A 26,970-nucleotide genomic window follows, 5' to 3' on the forward strand; every position below is an offset into this window, starting at 1 on the left:
GTTTTTGCCAAGTCAACCGAAACAGTCGTAAGCTGCATGAGGACGCTCCCTTCCGCTAAGTGTGGGTAACACTTTAACTTTGGCACATAGATGCCGTTAGGAAGGGGGCGTCCATTCCATTACCACAGCAGGCCCCCTCCCACATTGTTGACCTATAGGTCCTATTCCAAGGCCGCCGCCGGGCCGAAGAATTCGTAGCGGCTTTGTTTCTCGGGTACGCCCAAGGCCTTGAGGTGGCGTTTGATCGCGGCCATGAAGCCTTTAGGTCCCAGGAAGTAAGCATCCAGGTCGCGCTGTTCAGGCAACCATGCGGCCAGTTGTTCCTGGCTGAGCAGGCCGACCTTGTCCGCCGCCGGGCTCACGCCGTCGTCTTCGGCATAGCAATAGAAACGCTTGAGCTGCGGGTGCTTGACCGCCAGGGCGTCGACCCAGTCGCGAAACGCATGCACGCCGCCGTTACGCGCGCAGTGGATAAAATGCACCGGGCGCTCGGTGGCCAGCGCCGCTTCGAGCATCGGCAGGGTCGGGGTGATGCCTACGCCGCCGCTGATCAGCACCAACGGCTTATCGCTGGCGGCCAGGGTGAACTCTCCCGCCGGCGGGAACAGGTCGAGGGTCGCGCCCACCTGCAACTCATCATGCAGGTAATTGGACACTCGCCCGCCGGCTTCACGCTTGACGCTGATACGGTACTGCCCAGCATCGCTCAACGCCGAGAGGGAATAGTTGCGACGCACCTCTTCGCCGTCCAACACCAGCGTCATACCGATGTACTGGCCTGGCGCAGCCGCCAGGATCGGGCCGTTATCCACCGGGGTGAAATAGAAGGAGGTGATCTCGGCGCTCTCCTCTACCCGCTTGGCCAGCGTGAACGACCGCGCACCGCGCCAGCCGCCAGGGGCTTGGGCTTTCTCGTCGTAAATGGCCGCTTCGGCGCCGATCAGGATATCCGCCAATTGCCCGTAGGCCGCGCCCCAGGCATTCATCACCTCCGGCGTGGCGATCTCGCTGCCCAGCACTTCAGAAATCGCCCGCAGCAGGCAGGCGCCCACAATCGGGTAATGCTCCGGCAGGATCTGCAAGGCCACATGTTTATTGATGATCTTGGCCACCAGATCGCCCAGTTGATCCAACTGGTCAATATGTCGCGCGTACATCAGCACCCCATTGGCCAGGGCGCGGGGCTGATCGCCGCTGGCCTGGTGGGCCTGGTTGAACAGCGGGCGAACTTCGGGGTACTCGGACAGCATCATGCGGTAGAAATGGGTGATCAGCGCTTCACCGCCACTTTCCAACAGAGGCACGGTGGATTTGACGATGGCACGGTCTTGGGCACTAAGCATGAGAGCCTCCAGGGCTTCTTTAAGGATTACCCTTGAGTACTCAGCATTCGTGCCAACTAAAAATTCGTTATTTATCAGCTATTTGAAATAGATGTAGTCAGTATGACTTCCTACACGCTAGAGTCATAAGGACTACAAGGAGTCATTATGACTGCGCACTCACTGCTCACCACCCTCCTGCCTTTAGTGGCCGACCTGTCCCGCGATCTGCCGGAGGGCGAGCGTTACCGCCGCTTGCTGCAAGCCATGCGCACTCTGCTGCCCTGCGACGCCGCCGCGCTGTTGCGCCTGGACGGTGAAGCGCTGGTGCCGCTGGCGGTGGACGGCCTGAGCGCCGATACCCTGGGCCGACGCTTCAAGGTCAGCGAACACCCGCGGTTTGCGGTGTTGCTCGCCAGCCCCGGCCCCACGCGCTTCGATAGCGACAGCGAGTTGCCCGACCCGTATGACGGCCTAGTGGACGGCCTGCACGGGCACCTGCCTGTGCATGACTGCATGGGCTGCCCGTTGTTTGTCGACGACCGGCCCTGGGGCCTGCTGACCCTCGATGCGCTCGACACCGAGCGCTTCGAACGGGTCGAGCTGGACGCCCTGCAAGCCTTCGCCAGCCTGGCCGCCGCCACCGTCAATGTGGCCGAACGCATCGAACGCCTGGCCCTGCGCGCCGAAGACGAACACCAACGCGCCGAAATCTACCGTCAGGCCAGCGGCCAACAACACAAGGAAATGATCGGCCAGAGCAAAAGCCACAAGCGCCTGGTGGAAGAAATCAAACTGGTGGGCGGCAGCGACCTCACCGTGCTGATCACCGGGGAAACCGGGGTGGGCAAGGAGTTGGTGGCCCAGGCGATTCACGCCGCTTCGGCGCGTGCCGACAAACCGCTGATCAGCCTCAACTGCGCGGCCCTGCCGGAAACCCTGGTGGAGAGCGAGCTGTTCGGTCATGTGCGTGGCGCCTTCACCGGCGCGCTGAACGAGCGTCGGGGCAAGTTCGAGCTGGCCAACGGCGGCACCTTGTTTCTCGACGAAGTGGGCGAGCTGTCCCTGACGGTGCAGGCCAAACTGCTGCGCGTGCTGCAAAGCGGTCAGCTGCAGCGCCTGGGCTCGGACAAGGAACACCACGTGGATGTGCGCCTGATCGCCGCCACCAACCGCGACCTGGCCGATGAGGTGCGCAATGGCCGCTATCGCGCCGACTTCTACCACCGCCTGAGTGTTTACCCGCTGCAAGTACCGGCCCTGCGCGAACGCGGTCGCGACGTGCTGCTGCTGGCGGGTTTCTTCCTCGAACAGAACCGTTCACGCATGGGCCTGGGCAGTCTGCGCCTGACCGGCGATGCCCAGGCAGCCCTGCTGGCCTACAACTGGCCAGGCAACGTGCGGGAGCTGGAACATTTGATCGGGCGCAGCGCGCTCAAGGCCCTGGGAAACTGTCGCGAACGTCCGAGGATTCTCAGCCTGAGCGCCGCCGACCTCGACCTGCCCGACGTCAGCGCGCCGCTAATCGAAGCCCAGCTACCATCGACGCCCATCACCGGCGACTTGCGCCAGGCCACCGAAGATTACCAACGGCAAATCATCAACACCTGCCTGGAACGCCACCAGCACAACTGGGCCAGCACCGCCCGCGAACTCGGCCTCAACCGCGCCAACCTCGCCCGCCTGGCCAAGCGCCTGGGGATAAAATAGCTCGCTGAACTCGGTCAAAAATGAGGGCGCAAGTCCTGATGCCAGTCCGATCCACCTCAGGCAATGACTATCAAAAGGGGGAGGGGGCTTGCCCCCGATAGCGGTACGTCAGTGATAGCTGGGCTGACTGTCACACCGTAATCGGGGGCAAGCCCCCTCCCACATTTGGTCCCGTCCAGGGCAGAAATTCATTCACGGAGTCCTTTACTGATGGGCATCAGTGACTTGCCCTCTGTTCAGACTGTTCTCGCCTTCAAGACCGGACTCACAATCTTGGGCTTGCGAAATACCAACACATTCCCCGCCATCACCAACCCCAACCCCACCAGCGCCGGGGCGGTCCACTGATAGCCCTCGGCGAACGCCGACACATTCAACGCCACCACTGGAAACAACACCGTGCAATACGCCGCACGCTCCGGCCCCATACGCCCGACCAGCGTCAAATACGCGGTAAACCCAATCACCGACCCCGGAATCACCAGGTACCACAACGCGCCGATATACCGCGCGCTCCAGTCCATCTCGAACGGAATGCCACGCAGCACACACCAGGTCGCCAGCATGGCCGCGCCATACGCCATGCCCCAGGCATTGGTGGTCAGTGGCCTGAGCCCGGCCTTCTGCTGCAAGCTCGACAACATATTGCCGGCCGAGAAATACATCGTTCCCAACAGCGCCAACCCCAGGCCCAGCAAGGTCTGCGGGCTAGCGGTGTGCCCCACCAGTTCTGGCCAGAACAACAACCCCAACCCTGCCAACCCAAGGCCACCGCCCATCAACACGTTGCGGGCCACGCGCTGGCCGAAAAAGACCCGCGCGTTCAACGCGTTCCACAGCGTCGCGGTGGAAAACACCACCGCCACCAACCCGCTGGGGATCCATTGGCTGGCCGTGAGAAAGCACATGAAGTTGACGCAAAACAGGCACAACCCCTGGGCCAGGCAGATCAGGTGCCCGCGCCGGTTCATCACCTGCAACCTGCGGCTGAGCAATAGCAACGCAAACAACACCAACGCCGCCAGGGCGAAGCGATAGACGATGGACACGGGAATCGCTACCACGCCCAGTTGCCACTTGAGGGCGATCCAGGTGGTGCCCCAGATCAGCACGGTGAGTAAGTACAGGAAAAGGTTCATGACAGGCTCCATCGATTGAGCCTCAGTGTCGCCCCCAAGCCGCGCCCGGCTCTTGCACATTCTTGCGCTTTTGTCGGGCGCGCAGCGCACAGCGCCGGCAGTGCGGAGTAGGATGCAAGGCGTCGGAGAGTACACGCCATGTCAGAACTGGAATCCCTGCAAGTCTTCCAAGCCCTCAACCGCTCGCCCCACGCCCGCCTGGAAGCCTGCGCCGAACTGGGTGACGGCCTCGCCGCGGCGCTGTGGAGCAATCATCATGACTCCCAGGACTACCAAGCGCCGGGGCATCACACCCTGTCGTGCTATGTGGGCGGCGGCACCGGTACGTTTCGGCGCGACCGGCCCGATACCAAGGGCGGCCCCGACAAGCTGTGCATCCTGCCTGCCGAGCATCAGTCCGGGTGGGTGATCAACGGCGAAATCCGCCTGGCCCATGTGTACTTCAGCCAGGAACAATTTGCCCTCGGTTGCGTGACCCTGCTCGACCGCGAACCACGCACTGTGCAGTTGCACGAGAGCACGTTTCTGGAAGACCCCAGGCAAGCCCAACGCTTTCACCAGTTGATCGCCCTGAACTGGCAGGAACCCGCCGAGCGTTTGCTGACCAGCAGCCTGGCCCACGAACTGCTCAACCACACTTTGCTCAGCCAGGTCGGCCTGCGCGACGGGTTGCGTTTGAAGGGCGGACTGGCGCCGCACCAACGCCGGTTGTTGGTGGACTACATCGATTACCACTTGGAGGCTCCGCTCAGCCTCGGCCAATTGGCCGGGTTGTGCGCGTTGTCGGAATACCACTTTGCGCGGATGTTCCGTCAAAGCTTCGGCCTGCCGCCCCATCAATACCTGCTGGCGCGCCGCCTGGCTCGTGCGCAGAGTCTGTTGCGGGGCGGCACCCTGCCCCTTGGCGAGATTGCGCTGATATGCGGCTTCTCCAGCGCCAGCCATTTCACTCACCGCTTCCGCCAGGCCATGGGCGCCACGCCTGGGGAATATCGCCAGGCGTTCTGCGCCTAGGTCATCAAGCCCAACGTCTTGGCCTTGGCCACCGCCTGGGTACGCCGCTCCACGCCGAGCTTGCTGTGGATGCGCCGTGCATGGGTCTTGACGGTGTGCAGGGAGATAAACAATCGGTCGGCGATTTCCAGGTTGGAGTTGCCCAGGGCAATCAATTGCAGCACTTCCAACTCGCGCTGACTGAGTGGGTTTTCCACCGTGCCCGGGCTTGAGGCCTGGGGCTCCATCCCCAGTTCGCTCAACAGCCCCGGCGAGCGCAGACGCAATTCGCGAATCGCTTGCTGCACCTGGCAGCGCGCCGCCAATTCAAGCCCGGCGTGCAATGAACGACGCGCCAGGCCGGCATCGCCCAGTTGCCAAGCCACTTCGCCCAGCACCAGATGCAATTCGGTTTCCAGACAGAGCATGCCGCGCTGGTGGGTGGCGTCCAGCAGCGCTTGCAGGCGTGCCAGCGGCTGTTCGGCGCAACCCAGTTTTACCTCGGCCAGCACCAATAAGTATTCGAGGCGCGGGATCAACTCCAGGGTGGCCGGCGGCGCTTGTTTGGCCAGCGGCCCACGGAAGTGGCGCAGCACGCGGCGCAGCGCTTCCACGGTCAACTCGGCGCGGCCCTGCTGCAACCAGAAATGCCCGCTGACCAGCAGCAACACTGCGCGGTACACGGTGTCCGGCACCTGGCGTTGCTGCATCAGCCGTTCGGCCTCGCGCAGTTGAATGAATGCCTGGGCGTAATCGCCTCGGTTGGCCGCCAGCAGCGCCAGGCCAAGAAACCCGTAGAGCACGCGTTTGTCCTGGCTGTGCAGGCACAGGGGCAAGCCACTCTCAAAACACTCCTCGGCCAAGGCATCCTGCCCCTGGCGCAACGCCAGGTGCCCGCGGCGCAAGGCGATACGCCCGAGCAACGGTCCGGCCTTGAGCCGCTGCTTGAGCAACATCGTCTGCATATGCTCCAGCAGGCTCTGTGCCCGATGCGGCGCGCCGCGCTGTTCCAGTAACTGCGCGTGATCCAGCTCCAACAACGCTTCCAACAGCAATGAGCCATGGGCGCGCGCCAGGCACAGGGCTTCGCGGTTGAGGGTTTGTGCCACGTCCAATTCACCGCGCAGCAAGGCTTGCTGAGTGAGTCCCGACAGGCACATCAACCGCGAGGTCCAGGCGCTGTCGGGCAAGGCTTGCAAGGCCTCGATAAAGTGCGCGCGCGAACCCTCGGCGTCGCCGTCCAAATGCAGCAACCACCCCCACTGTGCCTGCCAGCGCGCCAGCAAGTGGCGCTGTTGCGCCGCCGTCGGTTGCGGGGCGAAACGCGCAAGTTGGTCGATGCACACCGCCGCCTGCTCGAAGCGCCCGGCAAACAGCAGCGCCGCCGTGACCAGCCCCACCAACTGCGCTGAACCGAGCATCAGTTCGTCGCCATGCTCCTCGTGCAGGCGCAACAGCAACACCGCGTTCTGCTGACGGAACAGGTCTTCGAAACTGAAATGCTGCAACAGGCTTACCGCCACTTCGTATTCTTCGGCCAGCAGCGCCTGTTCGAAGGCGGCCTGCCAGTCCTGCTCGGCGGTGAACCATTGGCAGGCGCGACGGTGCCAGGAGCGCTTGGTCGGCCAGGGCTCGTCGCGTATCAAGCGTGCCAGGGGTGGGAACACCTGCAACCAATCGCTGCTTTCCCACGCTTGGATAAACGCGCCGAGGGCCTGTAGGTCACGCAGGTACTGATCACCGTCGCCCGCGCCGAACAGGTGCTCGCACAGTCCGGTGTTGAAACGCGGCAGGTGGGCCAGCACGCGCCACGCGTCGGCCAGTTCGGGGGGCAACGTGCTGAACAGTTCGTGTTGCAGGTAATCGAGTAGGGTCTTGTCGGGATGACCGTCGCCCAGCAACGCGATGCGCACACCGGCGCACCAGCCGGCGCTGAATTGCAGTACGCCCTCGACGGACTGCCCCGGCGCATGGCTGAGCAGCGCCTGGATCTCTGCGGCGCTGAAGGCCAGCTCCGCGCCGCATTCCAGCAGTTCGTCGTCCAGCAGCAGCCGCGGCCAATTGCACGCCGGCCGCCGCCGCGCGCCTAGCCACCAGGTCAGCGCCGGGCTGCTGGCGGTGAACAGGCGGTCGAGCAAGGCATCGGTTGCGGGGGCGGGCAAGCGGCAAAAGTCATCGAGGAACAACCACGCCGGCGCCTGCCAGCGACCCAGGTCCTGTAGCAACGTGGCTTCATCGGTAAAGGGCAACCCCAGGTTATGCGCCAAGCGCTGGCAGAGATCGAGGGGGTCGAGCGCCACGCCATTGAGCGGCAACCAGTACACCTGACAGCCTTCGGGCGCCTGCAATGCGCACTCGGCAAGCAACGCGCTCTTGCCACTGCCGCCGGGGGCGCACACCAACTTTACCCGCGCGGCAGACGCCAGCAACGGCTCAGCCAGTCGCGGGCGCAGCAGATGATGGGCGGACAGCCGAGGCATGAATCCAGGACGGTCCAGGCAGCGAGTCATGGCGGTCATTGCTGCATCCTGCGTTTTTATTGTTATGCAACCTGACGCGTACCCTAGACCCGTGGCGGGCGATTGTTGAAGAAGTATTCAGCGGGGTGATTGAAGGCCATGCATAAAACCCAAGGTGGGAGGGGACTAGCCTCCTCCCACCTTTGCTCCGGGATCAGCGCACGCCTTCGGCTCGCAACGCCGCCGGGGTGTAGTCCGCCGCCTTGGCCGCGAACCCGAACACGAAGCTGCTCTTCTCCTCGTTCTTCATCCCCAGCGCGATATAACGCCCGGCGATCAAGTCATACAGGGTCTCGACGGTATACGCCGGCACCTGATGGTCGTAGTAGAACTGCGAATGACCTTCGGCAACCCGCCACAGTTGGCCACGGCCGTCATAGTGATCCACCAGCGCGACTTGCCAGCTGTCTTCATCGATGTACATGTGACGCTTGGCATAGATGTGGCGCTCGCTCGGCTTGACCGTGCCGACCACTTCCCACACGCGGTGCAGCTCGTAGCGGGTCAGGTCCTGGTTGATGTGGCCGGCCTTGATGATGTCGTCGTACTTGAGCGACGGCGAGTCGAGCTTGTAGCTGTTGTAGGGGATGTACATCTCTTTTTTGCCCACCAGCTTCCAGTCATAGCGGTCGGGCGCGCCGGAGAACATGTCGAAGTTGTCGGTGGTGCGCAGGCCGTCGGACGCGGTGCCCGGCCCGTCATAGGACACTTGCGGCGCCCGCCGCACGCGGCGTTGACCGGCGTTGTAGATCCACGCCAGGCGCGGCTCTTTCACCTGGTCGAGGGTTTCGTGCACCAGCAGCACGTTACCCGCCAGGCGCGCCGGCGCGGTCACCGATTGCTTGAAGTAACTCAACACGTTGGCCGCCTTGGCCGGGTCGATATCCGGGATGGCCTGTGGCACCGCCACTTCTTCCTCGAAGCGGATCGGCGTGTAGCTGCCATTGGTCTGTGGGGTGGCCTGGGTGATGATGCGACGCAGGTTGCCGCCGTGATAACGGGTGATGTGATTCCACAGCACTTCCACGCCATTCTTGGGAATCGGGAACGCGTAGTAACGATTGCCGGTGAAGTTCTCCAGGCCGTTACCGTCGTTGATCGCCTTTACGTTCAGCGCGCTGCGTTTGATTGATTCATAGATATCAGGCGGCAGGTTCACCGTGCGGTGGCTGGGGTAGACCGGAATCTTGTAGGTCTCGGGGTAGCGCTTGAACATCGCCACTTGGCCGTCGGACAGTTTGTCCTTGTACTTGTCCACCGTAGCGGCGGTGATCACAAACAGCGGTTTTTCATTGGCGAACGGGTCAGCCAGAAAGCCTTTGCTGTCCACCGCGCCGGCATTTTTGGGGATGCCACCGGTCCAGGCCGGGATCGAACCGTCGGCATTACCAGCCTTCTCCGCGCCCACCGGAGTGAGGGTGGTGCCAAGCTTGGCGGCTTCTTCCGGGGAAACCGCGGCCCATACGTTGGCGGCCAACAAGCTGAGGGCCAACACTGCAATTGTCTTACGCATACGTTCTTGTCCTTCTCTAAGCCAAATCAGAAGTTCACGCCGAAGCTGAGGGCGAGGAAGTCACGGTCGGTCAGGGTGTTGTAGTCGCCGCCGAAGAAGTCGGTGTAGCTGAGGCTGGCGGTGTAGGTGCTGCGGTAGTCGGCATCGACGCCCACGCTGATGGCCTTGGCGCCTTTGTTGAAGAGGCCGTTGGGGCCGTAGCCGGCAACGTCATGGGACCAGGACAGGTTGGGTTTGAGGTTCACCCCGGCAATCGCGTTGTTGTAGTCCAGGATCGCCCGCGCGCGGTAACCCCAGGACGTCGAGGTGACGAAACCGTCGGTGTCGCCCTGGAATCCGTAAGCGCCATACACCGAGTCGCGGCCGTAACGCAGTTTGGATTTGTCTTCCAGGCCCGCCACATGCACCACGGCCGCTTCGCCCACCACCGTCAGACGCTCAGCGCCCAACACCTGGTCGAAGAACTGGGTCATGGAGCTCTGGATTTGGGTGATTTCCTTGCGGCGGTAGCCGGTGTTGTCATCCCCGAAGTTGCTGCGAATCGGCGAGGCCGCCTGGCCGGCGACCGGGTTGATCAAGGCCAGGGTCAGGTCGGTGGTATTCAGTTGCACCGGCGCATTCGGCCGGTAGCTGATCTCCCCGGTCCAGGCCGTGCCGGTGGGCAACGTGGTGGAGAAACTGGCGCCGAACAGTCGGATATCTTCCGGGTAATCGAGGTAGTACTGGCCACGCCCGAGCATCAGGCTTTGCACCAGGCCCGCACCGGAGCCGGGTGCCAGGCCATTGGCCGCGCCGGCGATGGCGCCGAGGGTGGCCAGGCTGGTGTTGTTGGTGATGGTGCCCACGGTCGGGGTACGGCTGTGGTAGTTCATGAAGTACAGGCCGTACTCGGTGTCGTCGCCCAACCAGCGCAACGCGGCGCCGAACTGGCCGGAATCCCGCGCATCGCGGTCGCCGGCACGCCGTACGATCACCCCTTCATTGGCCACACTAAAACCCTGGCCGAACGCCGCCGCTACCGGTTGCAAAGGGCGGATGGCCGGGTTGCCGACGGTGTAGTTATTGGTGCAACCGTCCGCCGCCACATCGCCACCGAAGAACGTGCCGCAGTTGTCCAACACGGTCTGGTCCCATTCCAGCTGATAGAAACCTTCCACGGTCAGCTGGTTGGTCAGGCTCTGGGACGCAAACAGCATGTTCACCGGGATCAGGCCTTCCTTGATCTCGGCGCCCGGCCGACGAAACGCCGACACGTCGATCGGGTTGATGCTGTTGATGGAGTTACCGATGAAGGTGCTTTCGCCCCAACTGACCACCTGCTTACCGGCGCGCACGGTGCCCGGCAGGTCGCCCAGGGAATAGTTGTGGTAGACGAACGCATCGAGGATCTCTGCGCCGCTGGATTTGGCGCCTTCCTTGCGGTTGTGGTCGCTGATGGGCTTGAACTCGCGGTCTTCGTCCTTGAGTTCGAAGTCGTACCAGTATTTGCCGCGCACGAACACGCCGGTATCGCCGTACTTCAGCTCCAGGTCGTGCAAGCCTTTAAAGATTTTGGAGAAGGTCTCGCCCTTCTTGAAGTTGAGGCGTCCGTCATCCCCCGTGGAAGCCTGGCCCGTGCCGCCGTTGACGGTGCCCACGAGCTTCTTGTCGGCATCGCGCATGCCCCAACTCGAACCGACCGACAGCGACGAATCGAATTGCCCTTCGATCTCGCCAATGTTGAACGAAACAGCCTGCGCCTGAGCACAGCAACCCAACGCAACCGCAGCAGCCAGCGCCTGTGGCGTGAAGATGGCGCGCATTGTTGTTTTTGTCATGCGTCTTCCCCGGTGAGTGACAGAAGGCCCCACCCTACTGCCGCGAATCAGGAGCGATAAGCGCACCAAGGAGGGATTCGTGTTGTCGCTCGAAAGGATTACAGGCCGCTCTGGCTGGGTGCGGGCGCGGGTATGCGCCGGGTGGATGGCGCACTATCAGGAGCATGGATGGCGAACTTAAGACTGTTGCCGGATACGTAACAGTCCTTGTCCTGAACCGCTATTACTCATCTTGTTACAAACCGCTATTCTGACCGGGCTTTCAGGGCAAACCGCCCGCTTCCAGGTTTGGAAGACAAGCTCAAGTTCAATAGATTGATGCCTTCTTTCAATCTGTTACCGGTGTTCACTGACGTTGATTTGTTGCTCCTTGATCAAACGTCTTACTTCGGCCGCTGCCTGTGCAGCGGCCTTTTTTATGCGCGAAACAAACGGGGCGCCATCAGCGCCCCGTGGGATTCAAGCATGTTCAGGCAATGATCACAGGCTGTATTTCTGCAAGTTGGCCATCATCTCCTTCAACGCTTCGATATTGTCCTTGGGGTGCGCGGCGCCTTCGAAGTCGCAGATCTGCGCCCAATGGGCGGCCACGTCGTCCGGGGAGAACCCGGCTTCGGGGTCGAAGCCCACGCCCAGGCTGCGCTCCCAGCGGGTCTTGCCGATCCAGCCGCCGCCCACTTCGAACAGCCCAGAGGTTTCCTGGCAGGCCTCACTGCCCAAGTACACCACCAGCGGGCTGACCAGCTCCGGCTTGAGGCGTTCGAACACCTGCGGCGGAATCAGGCCTTCGGTCATGCGCGTGGCGCCGGTCGGGGCGATGGCGTTGACCAGGATGTTGTTCTTGCGGCCTTCCAGCGCCAGGGTGCGGGTCAGGCCGTACAGGCCGAGCTTGGCCATGCCGTAGTTGGACTGGCCGAAGTTGCCGTAGATGCCCGAGGTGGACGCGGTGAAGATCACCCGGCCATAACCTTGCTCGCGCAGATGGGGCCAGGCGGCGCGGGTGACTTTGTAGGCGCCTTCGACATGCACCCGGTAAACCAGGTCCCAGTCGCTGTCGTCCATTTTATGAAAGGTCTTGTCCCGCAGAATGCCGGCGTTGTTGACCACCACGTCGATACGGCCAAACGCATCGAGAGCGTTCTGCACGATCTTGTCACCGTCGGTGACAGAGTCATGGTTGGCCTCGGCGATACCGCCCGCCGCACGAATCTCCGCCACCACACGGTCAGCCGCCGACGCACTGGCGCCCTCGCCCTGGGTCGAACCGCCGAGATCGTTGACCAGCACCTTGGCGCCATGCCGGGCGAACAACAGCGCATGGGCCCGGCCCAAGCCGCCGCCGGCACCGGTGACGATCACGACCTTATCCTGAAACTGCACTGACTCACTCATACCGAACTCCAATGGCGACAATGGGAATGGCTGGAGTGTCAGGCACAGGGCCTTTGGTCACAATAAATACGGTCGCGGCTGAATGGTGCGCGATAAGGCTGAGGGATATTGCGTGCCTCAGGAATAGGCCACCTGCGACGCGGGCCGCCCGACCCGATCACGAAATGCCAGGTAGTGCTTGAGCACCTGCACCGGCGCCTCGACCTGTGGGTAATGGCCGATATTGGCCAGCAGCACCGTATCGGCATTCGGTATCAACTGCTGGTAACGCTCCACCATGTGGGCACCGGAAATCGGGTCGATCTCGCCGTCGATCACCCGCAACGGCACGCCTCCCCTTTGCATGGCTTGCACCCAACGATCGCGCAGGCGCCGACGTTGGGGGATGTAAGCGATCAATTTGTGCAAGATGCGCGGGCCATCGTTGCAACTGATCAGGCTCCAGTAATCATCCAGGGCACTTTCGCTGGGGCGGGTGGAGGGGCCGAAAATCTGGCTGAAGCTTTTCGACAGGGCATTGCGCCCGAAGGCCCGCCCGATCATCCAGCCCAATGGGCTGAGAAGGAGTTTCTGCACCAGCGCCGGGCGATGGGTTTCCGGAAACAGCCCACCGTTGAGAAACACCCCGCTGGCCATCCGGAAGCGGCCTTCATAGTGCCGCGCCAGCAGTTCCTGGGCGACGCTGTCGCCATAGTCGTGGGCCAACACATGCACCGGTTGACCCACACGCAGGTGGTCGAGCAGGGCCTGCTGCAAATCCGCCTGTTCCAGCAGGCAGTAGCCATGGTCCATGGGCTTGTCCGAATCGCCGAAACCGAGCATGTCGCAGGCGATCACCAGGTAGCGCTGGGCCAGGGCTTGCCACAGGTAATGCCAGTCCCAACTGGCCGTGGGAAAACCGTGGATCAGCAACAGCGGCTCGCCCTGCCCCGCTACCCAGTAGCGGATGGTACGGCCATGAAAGTCGAAATCCTGGCCACGCTTGCGCCAGGCTCGAAGCGGGATCTCGGCGATTGGCATCAGGTTTTATACCCAGGGTTTTGATGGTCCAGCTTACGCAACAACGCCGGCCAGGCCAGCGCGCCGCCCATGCCTTGAGCGCTCTTGGTGACGGCCGCGCTCATGGCCTTCGCTCCCGCGAGAATCTGCGGCTCGATGCCAATCAGCTCGGCGCCGCCGGTTTGCGCCAGTACTTGGATTTCGCAGGCGCGCTGGAAGATAAACATCATTAGGAACGTGTCGGCGATGCTGGCGCCACAGGTCAGCAGGCCATGGTTGTGCAACATCAGAAATTGACTGTCGCCCAGATCGGCTTGCAGGCGGGCCTTTTCCTCGTGGTTCAGCGCCACCCCTTCGTAAGCGTGATAGGCCAGGCTGGAGAGCACGAAGATCGATTGCTGACTGATGGGCAATACGCCCTGTTTCTGCGCAGCCACGGCGACACCGGCGGCGGTGTGGGTGTGCAGCACGCAGGTCACATCGTGGCGCACTTCATGGATGGCGCTGTGGATGGTGTAGCCGGCCGGGTTGATGTCATAGGGGCTGTCCATGCGCTTGTTGCCGGCCTGGTCGACCTTGACCAGGCTCGACGCGGTAATCTCGTGGAACATCAGGCCGTAGGGGTTGATCAGGAAATCGTCGGTGCCCGGCACTTTGGCCGAGATATGGGTGAAGATCAGATCGTCCCAACCATGCATCGCCACCAGGCGATAGCACGCGGCAAGGTCGACACGCGTTTGCCACTCGGCAGCGCTGACTTGGGCCTGGACATTGTGTGGCGATACAACCGGGGCTAGGCTCACGGTGATGACCTCCTTGGCGCACGTTCTTATTGTTTTTTTTAAGGGATGGGCCAGTCTAGTCAGGCGGCTTGGCTGGCGGAGTCGCCTTGGCAGCCAGCTTGATGACTGTGCGAGTCAGCTTTGAGAATAGTTGAAATTCGTACAGGCGCCGTCAGAGAAGCGCCGCCAATAAAGGCGCGGCAAACAGGTTGAGCAGGCCGGTCAGCACCATCACCAGGCCAGCCACCGAGCCTTCTTCGCCACCCACCTCATGGGCGCGGCTCACACCCGCACCATGGGCGCCTACCCCGAACAGCGCGCCACGCGCCAACGGCGTGCGCAACGGCAGCCATTTGAGCAACACGCCGCCGAGCATGGCGCCGATCACCCCGGTGAACATCACGAATACAGCCGTGAGTTCCGGCACCCCGCCCAGGTCGGATGACACCGGCATCGCGAACGGCGTAGTGATCGAGCGCGGCACCAGCGACAACGCCACCGAGCTGTCTAACGCAAGCGCTTTGGCCAGGCCAAACGAGGTGGCGATGGAGGCTGCGCTGCCCGCCACCATCCCCAGCAACAACGCCGACCAGTGGCGCGCCAACAAACGGCGCTGCTGCCATATAGGCACCGCGAACGCCACGGTGACCGGGCCTAGCACCCCAATCAACCAGTGCGTGTCGGTGGCGTATTCGGCATAGGCGGTATGCATCGGCACCGCCACCGCCAGCAGCAACACCGGCACCAGGACCAACGGCGACAACAGATAACGCCCGGTGCGTCGATACAACCAACGGCTGAAGACATAGGCGCCGAGGGTCAGCGCAAGCCAGAACACCGGCATCAGTTCAAGCTTCATGGCGCAACCTCCAGCGGCACACCAGCTCCACGGTAAACGCCGTGACCAGCATCACCGCCAAGGTGCTGCAACCGATCACCAGCAGGATGCGCCAGCCTTCGTTGCGTACCAGGCCGCCGTAGTCCAACAGGCTCATCAATGCAGGAATAAAGAACAGCAGCATTTCCGCCATTAACACACCGGCGCCCAATTGCAGCGTGGCCGGTTGCACCAAGCCACTGGCGAAGGCCACCAGCAACAAGCCCAGGCCCACCACGCCGCCGGGAATCGGCCAGGCCAGCCAGGCGGCCAATTGGCATCCCAGCAGGTAGATAGCCAGCAGCACCACCAGTTCGGTCAACAGACGGCCAAGGGGTTTAAAGGTAAGACGATTCATGGTTGGGGTCCTCGCAGGGCTCCTATTTTAAAGAGGCCATGCCTATCCCCGAAGCGAATTGTTAGACTGCCAGCCATTCCAGACTGGAATCGGACCCATGGAATTCAAACAGCTGCGCAGTTTTGTCGAAGTGGTTCATCGCGGTGGGTTTACCCAGGCCGGTAAAACCCTGCACATCAGCCAATCGGCGGTCAGTAAGCAGGTCGCACAATTGGAATACAGCCTCGGCACGCCGCTGCTGGAGCGCACCGGTTCGCACATTCGCCTGACCGCCGCCGGCCGCGTCGTGTTGCAACGCGCCGAAGCCATGCTGCGCTTGCAAAGCGAACTGCAGAGCGAACTGGACGACATGCAACAGCTAACCCGTGGCGAGTTACGCCTGGGCCTGCCGCAGCTAGGCGGCGATACCTTGTTCGCCGAGCTATTTGCCGAATACCGCCGGCGCTACCCCAACGTGACCATCCAATTGCTGGAAGGCGGCACGCGTAGCATCGAACAGGCGATTCTCAACGGCGAATTGGAAGTGGGCGGCAGCCTGATGCCCAACGATCCGGCGTTCGCCTGGCAGGCGTTTTGCGATGAACCGCTGGACGCGTTGTTGCCCGTGGATCACCCCTTGGCGCAACAACCGCAGGTACGCCTGGAGGCGCTGGCCGACACGCCGTTTCTGATGTATCAGCGCAGCTTCGTGTTGAATGATCGGCTGCTGCAAGCCTGCCAAAGCCTGGGCTTTACCCCCAAGGAAGCCGGGCGCAGCGGCCAGGCGGACTTCCTTGCGGCCCTGGTCGCGGCCGGCCAGGGCGTGGTGCTGCTGCCCAGCGTGGTCGCCCGTGGGCTGGTGCGTCCGGGGGTGGTGCGCGTGCCCCTGCAAGCGCCGGATTATCTGCGCTGGGACATTGCTTTTATCTGGCGCGAAGGTGCTTATTTGTCGAAAGCCGCCCAAGCCTGGCTGGCGCTGTTGCGTGAGTACCCACTCAACCGCGCAGTGCCGTGATCAACTCGCCCAGCCACGGTTCGGCGTCGGTTTCCGGGGTCACGCTTTCGCTGGCATCCAGGCGCAGCATCGGCAGCACTTCGCGCACGCCCAGCTCGCCGAACAGCTCGCGCATCTGCTCGCCACCGGCGCAGAAGGTATCGCCGTAGCTGGCGTCGCCCAGGGCGATTACCGCGCCAGGCAAACCGCGCAAGGCAGCGGGTAGTTGATCGCGAAGTGTCGAGTACAGAGGCTGGAGGTTGTCGGGCAATTCACCCATGCCGGTGGTGGACGTCACGGCCACGAGCGCCTGGGGGGCATAGGCCTGCACGTCCGCCAGGGTGGCGCGAGGATCGTGCCAGGCCTCGAAGCCCGCGGCTTTGAGGATGCCGACAGCGTGGCGGGCCACTTCTTCTGCGGTGCCGTACACCGAGCCGGAAAGGATGGCGACTTTCATCAATCTGATCCTGTAGTTGAGCGAAAGCCTGGGATATTAACAGCTGGCGCAAAAATTTCGCGGTGCCCAGTGCAAGATTCAGCACTTGCCATAAACTGCACATTCCACCGACATGCCATGGACCGCTCAATGATTAATGCCAAGCTGATGCAACTGGTCATCAATGCGTCGAACGACGGTATCGTCGTCGCCGAACGCGAAGGCAAAGACAAACCGCTGATTTACGTCAACCCGGCATTCGAACGGCTGACCGGTTACACCTTGGATGAAATCCTCTATCAGGACTGCCGCTTCCTGCAATCGGGCGATCGCGACCAACCCGCGCTGATGGCCATTCGCGACATACTGGAAAGCGGCGGCGCCTGCCGAGAAATCCTGCGTAATTACCGCAAGGACGGCAGTCATTTCTGGAATGAGCTGTCGCTGTCGACGGTTTATAACGAGGCCGACAAGCAGACGTATTTTGTCGGTGTGCAAAAGGATGTTACCCAGCAGGTCAAGGCCCAACAGCGCGTGGCCCAGTTGGAAGCCGAACTGGCCCAGGTCAAGGCCGAGCTTGCTGCCCTTCGCGCGACCAGCGGAACAAACAAAATTTAGAAAACAGGGTCACTAAAGGGGATAATGGCGCTTTAGCACCTCCTACCGAGCAACGGCGATGCCACGCAACGCACTTCTGACCCAGGATGAACTGGACTTCATTCAGAACATGCAGCACAACCCGCAACTCAACCTGCGGGATTCTTCGTCGAGCCTGACCGTCAACGGCGGCGCGCAGATTCGCGATCTACTCACCCGCCTCGCGGCTCATGACCATGTGACCATCCAGGCGCAGTTCGACAACCAGCAACTGACCTTCCCTTTGCAGTTGGTAGAGGACGAGTTCAATGCGGTGCATCTGCGGCTAGGCGTGCCGAGTATTTTCGAAGACGGGCCCATGATTCGCCCGTGGCGGCTGGCGCTGGAAACGCCGGTGGCATTGGAGAATGTCCGGGGCATCCCTGGCGCCCTGTGGGTGCATGAGGTGTCATTCAAAGGCGTGCTGGTGGAAATCCGCGGGCGCTTCAAGCCGCCGAAAACCTTCGCGTTGTGGTTCAGCCCTTCCGGCTACGAGCGCATCGCCCTGCGCGGCACGCTGCAACGGGAAACCGCGCGGGGCCTGTTCGCCTATCGCATTAGCCAGAGCAACGTGGACGAAACCGAACGCCTGCGCCACTTCATCCTGCACCAGCACCGCTTGGCTCACCCGCACGTGCATGCCTGAAATCAGGTATCGAGGCTGCCGCTGAGAAACTGCTGCAAACGGCGCTGCATCACCGGCCCGTCATTGCCCAAGCAGCCGATGGAAGAACCTGCCAGGTCGTTTTCGGCCAGGTCTGAAGCATCCCCGGCGATAAATAGCGGGCAATCCAGGGTTTGCGCCAGGCGGTTCAACCGCGCAGCCAGGTCGTGGTTATGGGCATGATTGGAGAAGATCACCAGCGCCTGGGGCTGGATCTTCTGGCAGACCAGCGTCAACTCGTCGAAAGGCTGGCCCATCCCGAGCACCCTCACGGCTAGGCCGTCGCGCGCCATCAGCAAGCCCGCCACCAGCAATTCCAACTTACGGCATTCGCCCGGCAGAGCCGCCAGTAAAACTCGACGCGGTGCTGCGGCGCTTGCCAGTTGCAGACGCTGCGATACTTGCATGCGCAGGAAGGCGTCGAAGAACAACCATTCACTGGCCTGGCCGAAGCGTCCTTGATGGCGCAGCAGCTCATTCCATAACGGCATCAGGACGTCTTGGAATGCGACGCTGACGGGGTAGGTGGCAAGCACCTGGCCGTACAGGCTCTCCAGTTGGCGGTCATCGAAACCACTGATGGCCTGTCTCAGCCGTGCCTGTAACTGCAGCCATTCATTCTCCTGCGGCGCAACCCCTTCGGCGCGGACCGCTGCAGCCTGGCGAGCATCCCGGGCGAGAATCTTGCCCACTTTACTGACCGCCACGCCACGCTCGATCCAACTGAGGATGCGATTGACCGTCTCAATATCGTGCCGGGAGTACAACCGATGCCCGCTTTCAGTGCGCATCGGTTGGATCAGACCATAGCGTCGCTCCCATGCACGCAGGGTGACGGGGTTGATGCCTGTCATTCTGGACACTTCGCGGATCGGAAACAGCTCTTGAGAATCCGTCGAGTCTGAATGCGAAATACTATCAACGGGGGCAATGATCAAAGGCATTTAAGACCAAGAACCAACGGTAAACGGGGCCTCATTTAACGCCTTTAAAGCTGTCTATTTCAAGACCTGTGCTTTTCAGACCAATGTCGCTGGTGTATTGGCTGAATTCAGGAATAATCCTTGCCTGTTTTTTCCACGTCGCTGCATTACCCCGCAGCCTCGTCTGTGTGCCACCTACCCGGTCAAGCGCACCTGTCTATTTGGAGATACACAATGTCTACCTCTCCCGTCACCCTGATGGTCGCCCGCCGTGTGGCTAAGGGACGCTACGAAGAACTGATGGCCTGGCTGCGCGAAGGCGAGCAACTGGCCACTGACTTCCCCGGTTACCTGGGTTCGGGCGTACTCGCGCCACCGCCCAACGACGATGAGTTCCAGATCATTTTCCGGTTTGCCGATGAACAGACCCTGCACGCCTGGGAGTTTTCGGCGTCGCGCAGTGCCTGGCTGAGCCGTGGCAGCGACTTGTTTGCCGACCCGTCCGAGCACCGTGTGCGTGGCATCGACGGTTGGTTCGGCGCAGTGGGTGCGCGTCCACCGCGCTGGAAGCAGGCCGTGGCGATCTGGCTGGCCTTTTTCCCGGTGTCGCTGCTGTTCAACTTTGTGTTGGGGCCGCTGCTCAACGGGCTGGAGCTGGTGCCTCGGGTGCTGGTCAGTACCCTGGCGCTGACGCCACTGATGGTTTACCTGTTCATCCCGCTGTCGACCCACCTGCTGGCGAACTGGCTGCACCCCACCCAGCCACCGCCCAAGGCCACCGAAGCGGCGGCGTGAGTACAGGGGCGGCGTGTCGCTGGTATGATTCGAGCCTGCCAGCGACGCGAGCCTCCCATGACTGCAACGAACGCCCCGATCCTGATCACCGGCGCCGGCCAGCGTGTCGGCCTGCATTGCGCCCATCGCCTGCTGGACGAGGGTCAACCGGTTATTTTCAGTTACCGCAGCGAACGCCCCGGCGTGCAGGCCTTGCGCGAACGCGGCGCGATCGGCATTTTCGCTGACTTCTCCAGCGAGGCCGGGGTGCTGGCGTTTATCGCGCAAGTGCACACCCGCACTCAAAGCCTGCGCGCGATCATTCATAACGCCTCGGCCTGGATCGCGGAAACCCCGGGTGATGAAAGCCGCGCGTTTATCGACATGTTCAATGTGCACATGCTTGCGCCGTACCTGATCAACCTGCATTGTTCACCTTTGCTGCAACGCTCTTCACCCGCCGATATCGTGCATATCAGCGATGACGTGGTGCGCAAGGGCAGCCGCCAGCACATCGCCTATTGCGCCACCAAGGCCGGGCTCGACAGCCTGACCCTGTCGTTCGCCGCGCAGTTCGCGCCGCGGATCAAGGTCAACGGCATTGCGCCGGCCATGGTGATGTTCAACGAGGGTGATGACGCGGCCTATCGCGCCAAAGTCCTGGCCAAATCGGCACTGGGCATCGAGCCCGGCCCCGACGTGATCTACCAGAGCGTGCGTTACCTGTTGGATAACCCTTATGTCACCGGTACCACCCTGACCGTCAATGGCGGGCGGCATATCAAGTAAGCCGTTTTGAGGATGTTGTATGACCTTTTCCCTGCCCCACCATTACCGCGAGATCCTCATGGGCCTGGGCGAAGACCCGGAACGCGAAGGCTTGCTCGATACCCCCAAGCGCGCCGCCAAAGCCATGCAATACCTGTGTCATGGCTACGAGCAGAACCTGGAAGAGATCGTCAATGGCGCGCTGTTCGCCTCCGACAATGACGAGATGGTGATCCTCAAGGACATCGAGCTGTATTCGCTGTGCGAGCACCACCTGCTGCCCTTTATCGGCAAAGCCCATGTGGCGTATATCCCGACCGGCCGCGTGCTGGGCCTGTCGAAGCTGGCGCGCATCGTCGACATGTTCGCCCGACGCCTGCAGATCCAGGAAAACCTCACGCGGCAAATCGCCGATGCGATCCAGGAGGTCACCCAGGCCGCTGGCGTGGCCGTGGTGATCGAGGCTCAGCACATGTGCATGATGATGCGCGGCGTGGAGAAACAGAATTCAACCATGAACACCTCGGTGATGCTCGGCGCGTTTCGCGAGTCGAACACCACGCGCATGGAGTTCCTGCAACTGATTGGACGGAGCAAGTAGCAATGCCACAACTTCAACCAGGCATGGCGCGCATCCGGGTCAAGGACCTGTGCCTGCGTACCTATATCGGCATCAATGAGGACGAAATCCTCAATAAGCAGGACGTGCTGATCAACCTGACCATCCTGTATGCCGCCCAGGAAGCCGTGCGCGACAACGACATCGACCACGCGCTGAACTACCGCACCATCACCAAGGCCATCATTGCCCATGTGGAGGGCAACCGCTTTGCCCTGCTGGAGCGCCTGACTCAGGAACTGTTGGACCTGGTGATGAGCAACGCATCGGTGCTGTATGCCGAAGTCGAAGTGGACAAGCCCCACGCGCTGCGGTTTGCCGAGTCGGTGTCGATAACGTTAGCTGCAAGCCGCTAGCTAAAAGCTGCAAGCTATTGGCCAACCCCATTCCAACATGCAGCTTGAAGCACACCCGCTTGAAGCTGCCTCGAAGAGCCCCACGATGAACGATCAACAACGCCTCGAACTCGAAGCCGCCGCCTTCCGCCGACTGGTAGCGCATCTGGACAGCCGCAAGGACGTGCAGAATATCGACCTGATGAACCTCGCCGGCTTTTGCCGTAATTGCCTGTCCAAGTGGTACAAGGCCGAGGCCGATGAGCGCCAGATCGAGCTGAGCCTCGATGACGCCCGTGAAGTGGTGTACGGCATGCCGTACGCCGAGTGGAAAGCCCAATACCAGAAAGAAGCCAGCGCCGAGCAACAGGCCGCGTTCGCCCAAGGAAAACCCCATGACTGATCTGAACACTCTGCGCGCCAGCCTTAACAGTGGCGAGCACGTTTTTGCCGATACCCTGGCGTTTGTCGCGGCCGGTTACGATTACCAGCCCCAAGCGTTCACCAATGGCAACTTGGAAAACGCCGCTTTGCAGAACGAAGGTTCGTGCAAGACCCTGGGATTGGCCCTGCTGGAAGGCTTGAGCGATCAGGAAGCGCTGCTGGCGTTTGGGGAGCACTACCGTGCGGTGGTGGCCACGCCGGAGGGCAATGACCATGGCAATATTCGCGCGTTGATGGCCCATGGGTTGGCCGGGGTGAAATTTGCGGCACAGCCCCTGACGCGCAAGTCCTGAGTCAGATGCAGGTAATAGGCTTGCCCAGATAGTGTCGGGTCAGCCAACTATTCAACAGCGGGTACATCTGCATCGGGGGCAAGCCCCCTTCCACAATTTTGATCGGGTCCATGCCTCCACAATGCGACAAGTTGAAGGCAAGCGCAGATTCAGTGTGGGAGGGGGCTTGCCCCCGATAGCGGTGTCCAAAAAAAACCGGCCTCGCAGCCGGTTTTTTTATATGGGCACTTTAGAACGAAGCATCCTTCAAACCGTCGAGGTAACGCTCGGCATCCAGGGCAGCCATGCAACCGGCGCCGGCCGAGGTGATGGCCTGGCGGTATACGTGGTCAGCCACGTCACCGGCGGCGAAGATACCTTCGATGTTGGTGGCGGTGGCGTTGCCTTCACGACCGCCCTGCACCACCAGGTAACCGTCTTTGGCTTCCAGCACGCCTTCGAACAGCGAAGTGTTCGGAGTGTGGCCGATGGCGATGAACACACCGTCGACTTTCAGCTCGTCGAAGCTGCCGTCGTTGTTTTTCAGGCGAGCACCGGTCACGCCCATATTGTCGCCCAGGACTTCGTCCAGGGTGGCGTTGAGCTTGAGGATGATTTTGCCTTCGGCGACGCGGGCGTGCAGCTTGTCGATCAGGATCTTTTCGGCACGGAAGGTCTCACGGCGGTGGATCAGGGTCACGGTGCTGGCGATGTTGGCCAGGTACAGCGCCTCTTCCACGGCAGTGTTGCCGCCACCAACCACGGCGACCGGCTTGTTACGGTAGAAGAAACCGTCGCAGGTGGCGCAGGCGGACACGCCCTTGCCCATAAACGCTTCTTCCGACGGCAGGCCCAGGTAACGAGCGCTGGCACCGGTGGCGATGATCAGGGCATCACAGGTGTACACGCCGCTGTCGCCGGTCAGGCTGTAAGGCTTCTTCGAGAAATCGACCTGGTTGATGTGGTCGAAAACAATTTCGGTCTCAAAGCGCTCGGCGTGTTCTTTCATACGCTCCATCAGCGCCGGGCCGGTCAGGCCGTGGACGTCGCCCGGCCAGTTGTCGACTTCGGTGGTGGTGGTCAGTTGACCGCCCGCCTGCATGCCGGTGATCAGCAGCGGCTTGAGGTTGGCGCGGGCCGCATAGACGGCAGCGCTGTAACCGGCAGGGCCGGAACCGAGAATAATCACTCGCGAATGACGGGTATCAGACATGACTCGCTCCTATCGACCGCCCGAACCACAAGACGGCTGGAATAAAAAAGGACCGCGAAGCACTTGGGGAAGGCTTGAACTCGCAGATCCTGAAAAATAATGGGTGCAGCGTATAGAGGGGGGCAAGATTAAGGAAATACGGATTAACAATCCAGCTCATAGGCGGTCTCTATGCAGTCGGCGCCCTTGATCGACGCGTTTGTTACCTTTGATGTCGTCGCGCTGACCACGCTTTCGCCCTGAAGACAAAGCCGGTAAGGTCGGCGCGTTCGTCATTCTGCTCGGAGTTCGTCATGCCCGCCCCTGTTCTTTCCGGCCCGCAATACCTGCGCGAGGGCCTCAAACTGGTGTTGAGCCCCGGCCTGCGTTTGTTTGTGCTGCTGCCGCTGGCGATCAACCTGATCTTGTTCGTCGGCCTGATCTATTTTGCCGGCCATCAGTTCAGCCTGTGGGTCGATCACTTGATGCCGACCCTGCCCAGTTGGCTGAGTTTTCTCAATTATCTGCTGTGGCCACTGTTTGTGGTGCTGGTGGTGCTGATGGTGTTCTTCACCTTCACTATGCTCGCCAACATCATCGCGGCGCCGTTCAATGGCTTCCTGGCGGAGAAGGTCGAAGTGGTGGTGCGGGGCACCGATGACTTCCCACCCTTCAGTTGGGGCGAACTGATCGCCATGGTTCCCCGCACCCTGGCCCGGGAAATGCGCAAGCTGGGTTACTTCCTGCCACGGGCCATCGGCCTGTTTATCCTGTCGTTCATTCCGGTGGTCAACCTGGTCGCCGCACCACTGTGGCTGCTGTTCGGTGTTTGGATGATGGCGATCCAGTACATCGACTACCCGGCGGACAACCACAAACTGGGCTGGAACGAAATGCTCGCCTGGCTGCGCCAGAAACGCTGGCAGAGCATGAGCTTCGGCGGCGTCGTCTATCTGGTGCTATTGGTGCCGGTGGTCAACCTGTTGATGATGCCGGCGGCGGTGGCCGGCGCGACGCTGTTCTGGGTGCGTGAACAAGGGGCCGAGGCCATGGCGCAGCAACACAAAGCGACACCCGTCATAAATCCATCATCCCGATGACACATTGACGACATGGCCCACAGTGAGACTGTGGGTCATGACGACAGCTTCGCTTCACATCACCCTGATCACCGAAACCTTCCCGCCAGAGATCAACGGGGTGGCCAATACCCTCGGCCGCTTGTGCGATGGTTTGCGCGCCCGTGGCCATCAAGTCGAACTGGTGCGCCCGCGCCAGGGCGTAGACCAGAGCCGCCCGAGCGACGCCCAATTGCTACTGTGCCGTGGCTGGCCGCTGCCAGGTTATCCGGGGCTGCAATGGGGCCAATCGTCGATGCACAAGTTGCTACGACGCTGGACACGTCAGCGCCCAGATGTGCTGTACATCGCCACCGAAGGCCCCTTGGGGTTGTCGGCGTTGCGGGCGGCGCGGCGTTTGGGGATCAGCGTGGTCAGTGGTTTCCACACCAATTTCCAGCAGTACTCGAACCAATATGGCCTGAGCCTGTTAAGCCGGATGGTCACCCACTATCTGCGCTGGTTCCATAACCGCTCCAGTTTGACGCTGGTGCCCAGCGCCAGCCAACGCCTGGAACTGGAACGCCGGCATTTCGAGCGCCTGGGCATGCTGTCGCGCGGCGTCGACAGCCAACTCTTCCACCCGGCCAAACGCGACAATGCACTGCGCGACAGTTGGGGGTTGGGCAACGAAGACGTGGCGGTGCTGCATGTCGGGCGACTGGCCCAGGAAAAAAACCTAGGGTTGCTCAAACGTTGCTACGAGTCCTTGCAAACCACTTATCCACAGCGTCGACTGAAATTAATCATCGTCGGCGACGGCCCACAGCGGCCTCAGTTGGAGCGCGACCTTCCGGACGCAATCTTCTGCGGCACCCAGCGCGGCGAGACCCTGGCCAGGCACTATGCCTCGGGGGACCTGTTCCTGTTTCCCAGCCTCACAGAAACCTTCGGCAATGTAGTGTTGGAAGCCATGGCCTCAGGATTGGGCGTGGTGGCGTACGATCAGGCCGCCGCAACCCAGCACATCCGCCATGGCTATAACGGTGTGCTGGCGATGCCTGGAGATGAGGACGCGTTCTGCGATGCGGCCAACTGGCTACTCGAAGAAAGCGAAAGTTTGCGCAGGGCACGCTTGAATGCACGCCAGCATGCGAGCCGCCAGGGCTGGCCGGCGATCATCGAACAGTTCGAGCGCCAATTGCGCGGTGTCTGCGAGAGCGGACACCTGGCACCCGCCCTGTCGCCGCTTACACCAGGGTCGTCAACGCCTCACGACTGAACGGCAGGATGTCCGCTTCGCGGCCTTCGCGCACCTTGACGGCCCAATCCGGGTCCACCAGCAGCGCACGGCCTACGGCAACCAAGTCGAACTCGTCGTTGTTCAGACGCTCCAGCAGTTTTTCCAGGCTGGCCGGTTGGGCGACCTTGTCGGTGTTGACCATGAATTGCAGGAACTCGCCATCCAGGCCGACGCTGCCGACGGTGATGGTGGGTTTACCGGTGAGCTGGCGAGTCCAGCCGGCCAGATTAAGGTCGGAACCTTCGAACTCCGGCTCCCAGAAACGCCGCGTGGAGCAGTGGAAGATATCCACACCTGCTTCAGACAGCGGCTTGAGAAACTCACCCAGCGCTTCGGGGGTTTGTACCAGACGCGCGGTGTAGTCCTGTTGTTTCCACTGGGAGAAACGGAAGATGATCGGAAAGTCCGGGCCCACAGCGGCGCGGGTCGCTTGGATCAGCTCGATGGCGAACCGCGAGCGGTTGGCCAGGCTGCCGCCGTACTCGTCGGTGCGCTGGTTGCTGCCTTCCCAGAAGAACTGGTCTACCAGATAGCCGTGGGCGCCGTGGATTTCCACGCCGTCCATGCCGATACGCTGCGCGTCTTTAGCCGCTTGTGCGAAGGCGGCGATGACGTCCTGGATATCCTGGGCGGTCATACCGTGGACGACCACGTTGCCATCCTTGAGTTTTTCCATCGGGCCGTAGGCCGGTACGCTAGCGTCTGGCTCGGTGCCTATGCGGCGTACGCTGCCTACATGCCACAACTGCGGGACAATCTTGCCACCCTCGGCGTGCACGGCGTCCACCACTTTCTTCCAGCCGGCCAGAGCAGCTTCGCCATAGAAATGCGGGACGTTCGGGTAGCCGTTGGAGGCTTGGTGCCCGACCACGGTGCCTTCGGTAATGATCAGGCCCACGCCTGCGGCGGCACGGCGGCGGTAATACTCGACGACCTTGGCATTGGGCACGCCGCCGGGCGAGAACGAACGGGTCATCGGCGCCATGACCACACGGGTCGGCAAGTGCAGCGCACCGAGCTGGAACGGTTTGAACAAGGCTTGGGCAGGCATGGGAGCACTCCACGAAGGGCTGGATTTATGATGCGGATAATATGGCCAGCTCTGCGTGCCGAGTAGCACTATTGATCTGAGTGATTAAGGCTTAGAAACGC

At 61.7% G+C, this 26,970-nt stretch carries 27 protein-coding genes; 13 read left to right on the forward strand and 14 right to left on the reverse strand.

From position 1 onward, the window contains the following. Positions 1-161: 161 nt before the first annotated feature. Positions 162-1,343 (reverse strand): NO-inducible flavohemoprotein, encoded by a 1,182-nt coding sequence (gene hmpA / locus ABX75_RS25765; RefSeq protein ID WP_047882912.1) that lies wholly within the window; start codon positions 1,341-1,343, stop codon positions 162-164. 147 nt (positions 1,344-1,490) lie between these two features. On the opposite strand from hmpA, the gene norR reads away from it, so the two are divergent. Beyond that, positions 1,491-3,032 (forward strand): nitric oxide reductase transcriptional regulator NorR, encoded by a 1,542-nt coding sequence (gene norR / locus ABX75_RS25770; protein ID WP_034100512.1) that lies wholly within the window; start codon positions 1,491-1,493, stop codon positions 3,030-3,032. Positions 3,033-3,268: 236 nt separating this feature from the next. On the opposite strand, the gene ABX75_RS25775 is transcribed toward norR, so the two are convergent. Beyond that, the gene (locus ABX75_RS25775; protein WP_047882913.1) at positions 3,269-4,171 is read right to left on the reverse strand and encodes a DMT family transporter; all 903 of its coding nucleotides are present in this window, start codon (positions 4,169-4,171) and stop codon (positions 3,269-3,271) included. A 138-nt stretch (positions 4,172-4,309) separates the two neighbouring features. Here ABX75_RS25775 and ABX75_RS25780 point away from each other — a divergent pair, with 138 nt between their 5' ends. Further along, complete coding sequence (locus ABX75_RS25780) at positions 4,310-5,185, forward strand: AraC family transcriptional regulator (RefSeq protein WP_047882914.1); 876 nt, start codon at positions 4,310-4,312, stop codon at positions 5,183-5,185. On the opposite strand, the gene ABX75_RS25785 is transcribed toward ABX75_RS25780, so the two are convergent. The 8 genes from ABX75_RS25785 to ABX75_RS25820 form a co-directional block, all read right to left on the reverse strand. Continuing rightward, on the reverse strand, positions 5,182-7,683 hold the full coding sequence (locus tag ABX75_RS25785) for a LuxR C-terminal-related transcriptional regulator (RefSeq protein WP_034115054.1): 2,502 nt from the start codon (positions 7,681-7,683) through the stop codon (positions 5,182-5,184). The genes ABX75_RS25780 and ABX75_RS25785 overlap by 4 nt on opposite strands. A gap of 154 nt (positions 7,684-7,837) precedes the next feature. Beyond that, the gene (locus ABX75_RS25790; RefSeq protein ID WP_034100521.1) at positions 7,838-9,196 is read right to left on the reverse strand and encodes a DUF1329 domain-containing protein; all 1,359 of its coding nucleotides are present in this window, start codon (positions 9,194-9,196) and stop codon (positions 7,838-7,840) included. Positions 9,197-9,222: 26 nt separating this feature from the next. Beyond that, complete coding sequence (locus tag ABX75_RS25795; protein ID WP_371264009.1) at positions 9,223-11,013, reverse strand: DUF1302 domain-containing protein; 1,791 nt, start codon at positions 11,011-11,013, stop codon at positions 9,223-9,225. 480 nt (positions 11,014-11,493) lie between these two features. Then, positions 11,494-12,405, reverse strand: a complete 912-nt coding sequence (locus ABX75_RS25800; protein ID WP_034100526.1) for an SDR family oxidoreductase — start codon at positions 12,403-12,405, stop codon at positions 11,494-11,496. 117 nt (positions 12,406-12,522) lie between these two features. After that, positions 12,523-13,425, reverse strand: coding sequence for an alpha/beta fold hydrolase (locus tag ABX75_RS25805; RefSeq protein WP_034115056.1), 903 nt, complete (start codon positions 13,423-13,425; stop codon positions 12,523-12,525). Further along, on the reverse strand, positions 13,425-14,207 hold the full coding sequence (locus tag ABX75_RS25810; RefSeq protein ID WP_034115057.1) for a class II aldolase/adducin family protein: 783 nt from the start codon (positions 14,205-14,207) through the stop codon (positions 13,425-13,427). Before ABX75_RS25810 ends, ABX75_RS25805 begins: the two co-directional genes overlap by 1 nt. Positions 14,208-14,358: 151 nt before the next feature. Next, complete coding sequence (locus ABX75_RS25815; protein WP_040269416.1) at positions 14,359-15,045, reverse strand: LrgB family protein; 687 nt, start codon at positions 15,043-15,045, stop codon at positions 14,359-14,361. Then, positions 15,035-15,421, reverse strand: a complete 387-nt coding sequence (locus tag ABX75_RS25820; RefSeq protein ID WP_034100536.1) for a CidA/LrgA family protein — start codon at positions 15,419-15,421, stop codon at positions 15,035-15,037. Before ABX75_RS25820 ends, ABX75_RS25815 begins: the two co-directional genes overlap by 11 nt. Before the next feature lie 97 nt (positions 15,422-15,518). Between ABX75_RS25820 and ABX75_RS25825 the strand changes: the two genes are divergently transcribed. Beyond that, on the forward strand, positions 15,519-16,415 hold the full coding sequence (locus ABX75_RS25825; protein ID WP_047882915.1) for a LysR family transcriptional regulator: 897 nt from the start codon (positions 15,519-15,521) through the stop codon (positions 16,413-16,415). Here ABX75_RS25825 and ABX75_RS25830 read toward each other — a convergent pair. Continuing rightward, complete coding sequence (locus tag ABX75_RS25830; protein ID WP_034100540.1) at positions 16,396-16,851, reverse strand: flavodoxin; 456 nt, start codon at positions 16,849-16,851, stop codon at positions 16,396-16,398. The genes ABX75_RS25825 and ABX75_RS25830 overlap by 20 nt on opposite strands. A 129-nt stretch (positions 16,852-16,980) precedes the next feature. Here ABX75_RS25830 and ABX75_RS25835 point away from each other — a divergent pair, with 129 nt between their 5' ends. Together ABX75_RS25835 and ABX75_RS25840 are read left to right on the forward strand one after the other, a co-directional pair. Continuing rightward, positions 16,981-17,448, forward strand: coding sequence for a PAS domain S-box protein (locus tag ABX75_RS25835; protein WP_034100542.1), 468 nt, complete (start codon positions 16,981-16,983; stop codon positions 17,446-17,448). 58 nt (positions 17,449-17,506) lie between these two features. Continuing rightward, on the forward strand, positions 17,507-18,112 hold the full coding sequence (locus ABX75_RS25840; protein ID WP_034115060.1) for a hypothetical protein: 606 nt from the start codon (positions 17,507-17,509) through the stop codon (positions 18,110-18,112). Between the two features lie 2 nt (positions 18,113-18,114). Here ABX75_RS25840 and ABX75_RS25845 read toward each other — a convergent pair whose 3' ends face one another. After that, the gene (locus ABX75_RS25845) at positions 18,115-19,074 is read right to left on the reverse strand and encodes a MerR family transcriptional regulator (protein ID WP_047882916.1); all 960 of its coding nucleotides are present in this window, start codon (positions 19,072-19,074) and stop codon (positions 18,115-18,117) included. A 213-nt stretch (positions 19,075-19,287) separates the two neighbouring features. Here ABX75_RS25845 and ABX75_RS25850 point away from each other — a divergent pair, with 213 nt between their 5' ends. From ABX75_RS25850 to ABX75_RS25875, 6 genes are all read left to right on the forward strand, one after another. Beyond that, positions 19,288-19,848: an antibiotic biosynthesis monooxygenase gene (locus ABX75_RS25850; protein WP_034100545.1), complete on the forward strand. Its 561-nt coding sequence runs from the start codon at positions 19,288-19,290 to the stop codon at positions 19,846-19,848. 57 nt (positions 19,849-19,905) lie between these two features. Then, positions 19,906-20,616, forward strand: coding sequence for a dihydromonapterin reductase (folM, locus tag ABX75_RS25855; protein WP_034115062.1), 711 nt, complete (start codon positions 19,906-19,908; stop codon positions 20,614-20,616). A gap of 19 nt (positions 20,617-20,635) precedes the next feature. Then, positions 20,636-21,196 (forward strand): GTP cyclohydrolase I FolE, encoded by a 561-nt coding sequence (folE, locus tag ABX75_RS25860; RefSeq protein WP_034100547.1) that lies wholly within the window; start codon positions 20,636-20,638, stop codon positions 21,194-21,196. Positions 21,197-21,198: 2 nt separating this feature from the next. Then, the gene (gene folX / locus ABX75_RS25865) at positions 21,199-21,570 is read left to right on the forward strand and encodes a dihydroneopterin triphosphate 2'-epimerase (RefSeq protein WP_034100548.1); all 372 of its coding nucleotides are present in this window, start codon (positions 21,199-21,201) and stop codon (positions 21,568-21,570) included. Positions 21,571-21,655: 85 nt separating this feature from the next. Continuing rightward, positions 21,656-21,952: a DUF1244 domain-containing protein gene (locus ABX75_RS25870; RefSeq protein ID WP_034139261.1), complete on the forward strand. Its 297-nt coding sequence runs from the start codon at positions 21,656-21,658 to the stop codon at positions 21,950-21,952. Further along, the gene (locus tag ABX75_RS25875) at positions 21,945-22,286 is read left to right on the forward strand and encodes a HopJ type III effector protein (RefSeq protein WP_047882917.1); all 342 of its coding nucleotides are present in this window, start codon (positions 21,945-21,947) and stop codon (positions 22,284-22,286) included. Before ABX75_RS25870 ends, ABX75_RS25875 begins: the two co-directional genes overlap by 8 nt. A 229-nt stretch (positions 22,287-22,515) precedes the next feature. Here the strand turns inward: ABX75_RS25875 and trxB are convergent, their stop codons facing one another. Then, positions 22,516-23,478 (reverse strand): thioredoxin-disulfide reductase, encoded by a 963-nt coding sequence (trxB, locus tag ABX75_RS25880; RefSeq protein ID WP_034115064.1) that lies wholly within the window; start codon positions 23,476-23,478, stop codon positions 22,516-22,518. A 293-nt stretch (positions 23,479-23,771) separates the two neighbouring features. Between trxB and cysZ the strand changes: the two genes are divergently transcribed. Next, positions 23,772-24,557 carry a sulfate transporter CysZ gene (cysZ, locus tag ABX75_RS25885; protein ID WP_034115065.1) on the forward strand — a complete coding sequence of 262 codons (786 nt, stop codon included), beginning with the start codon at positions 23,772-23,774 and terminating at the stop codon, positions 24,555-24,557. A gap of 37 nt (positions 24,558-24,594) precedes the next feature. Beyond that, positions 24,595-25,797 carry a glycosyltransferase family 1 protein gene (locus tag ABX75_RS25890; protein ID WP_034115066.1) on the forward strand — a complete coding sequence of 401 codons (1,203 nt, stop codon included), beginning with the start codon at positions 24,595-24,597 and terminating at the stop codon, positions 25,795-25,797. On the opposite strand, the gene ABX75_RS25895 is transcribed toward ABX75_RS25890, so the two are convergent. Next, positions 25,766-26,869 (reverse strand): NADH:flavin oxidoreductase, encoded by a 1,104-nt coding sequence (locus ABX75_RS25895; RefSeq protein WP_034100554.1) that lies wholly within the window; start codon positions 26,867-26,869, stop codon positions 25,766-25,768. The genes ABX75_RS25890 and ABX75_RS25895 overlap by 32 nt on opposite strands. Between the last annotated feature and the right edge of the window lie 101 nt (positions 26,870-26,970).

This window comes from Pseudomonas sp. ARP3, assembly GCF_001029595.1.
Lineage (GTDB): Bacteria > Pseudomonadota > Gammaproteobacteria > Pseudomonadales > Pseudomonadaceae > Aquipseudomonas > Aquipseudomonas rhodesiae.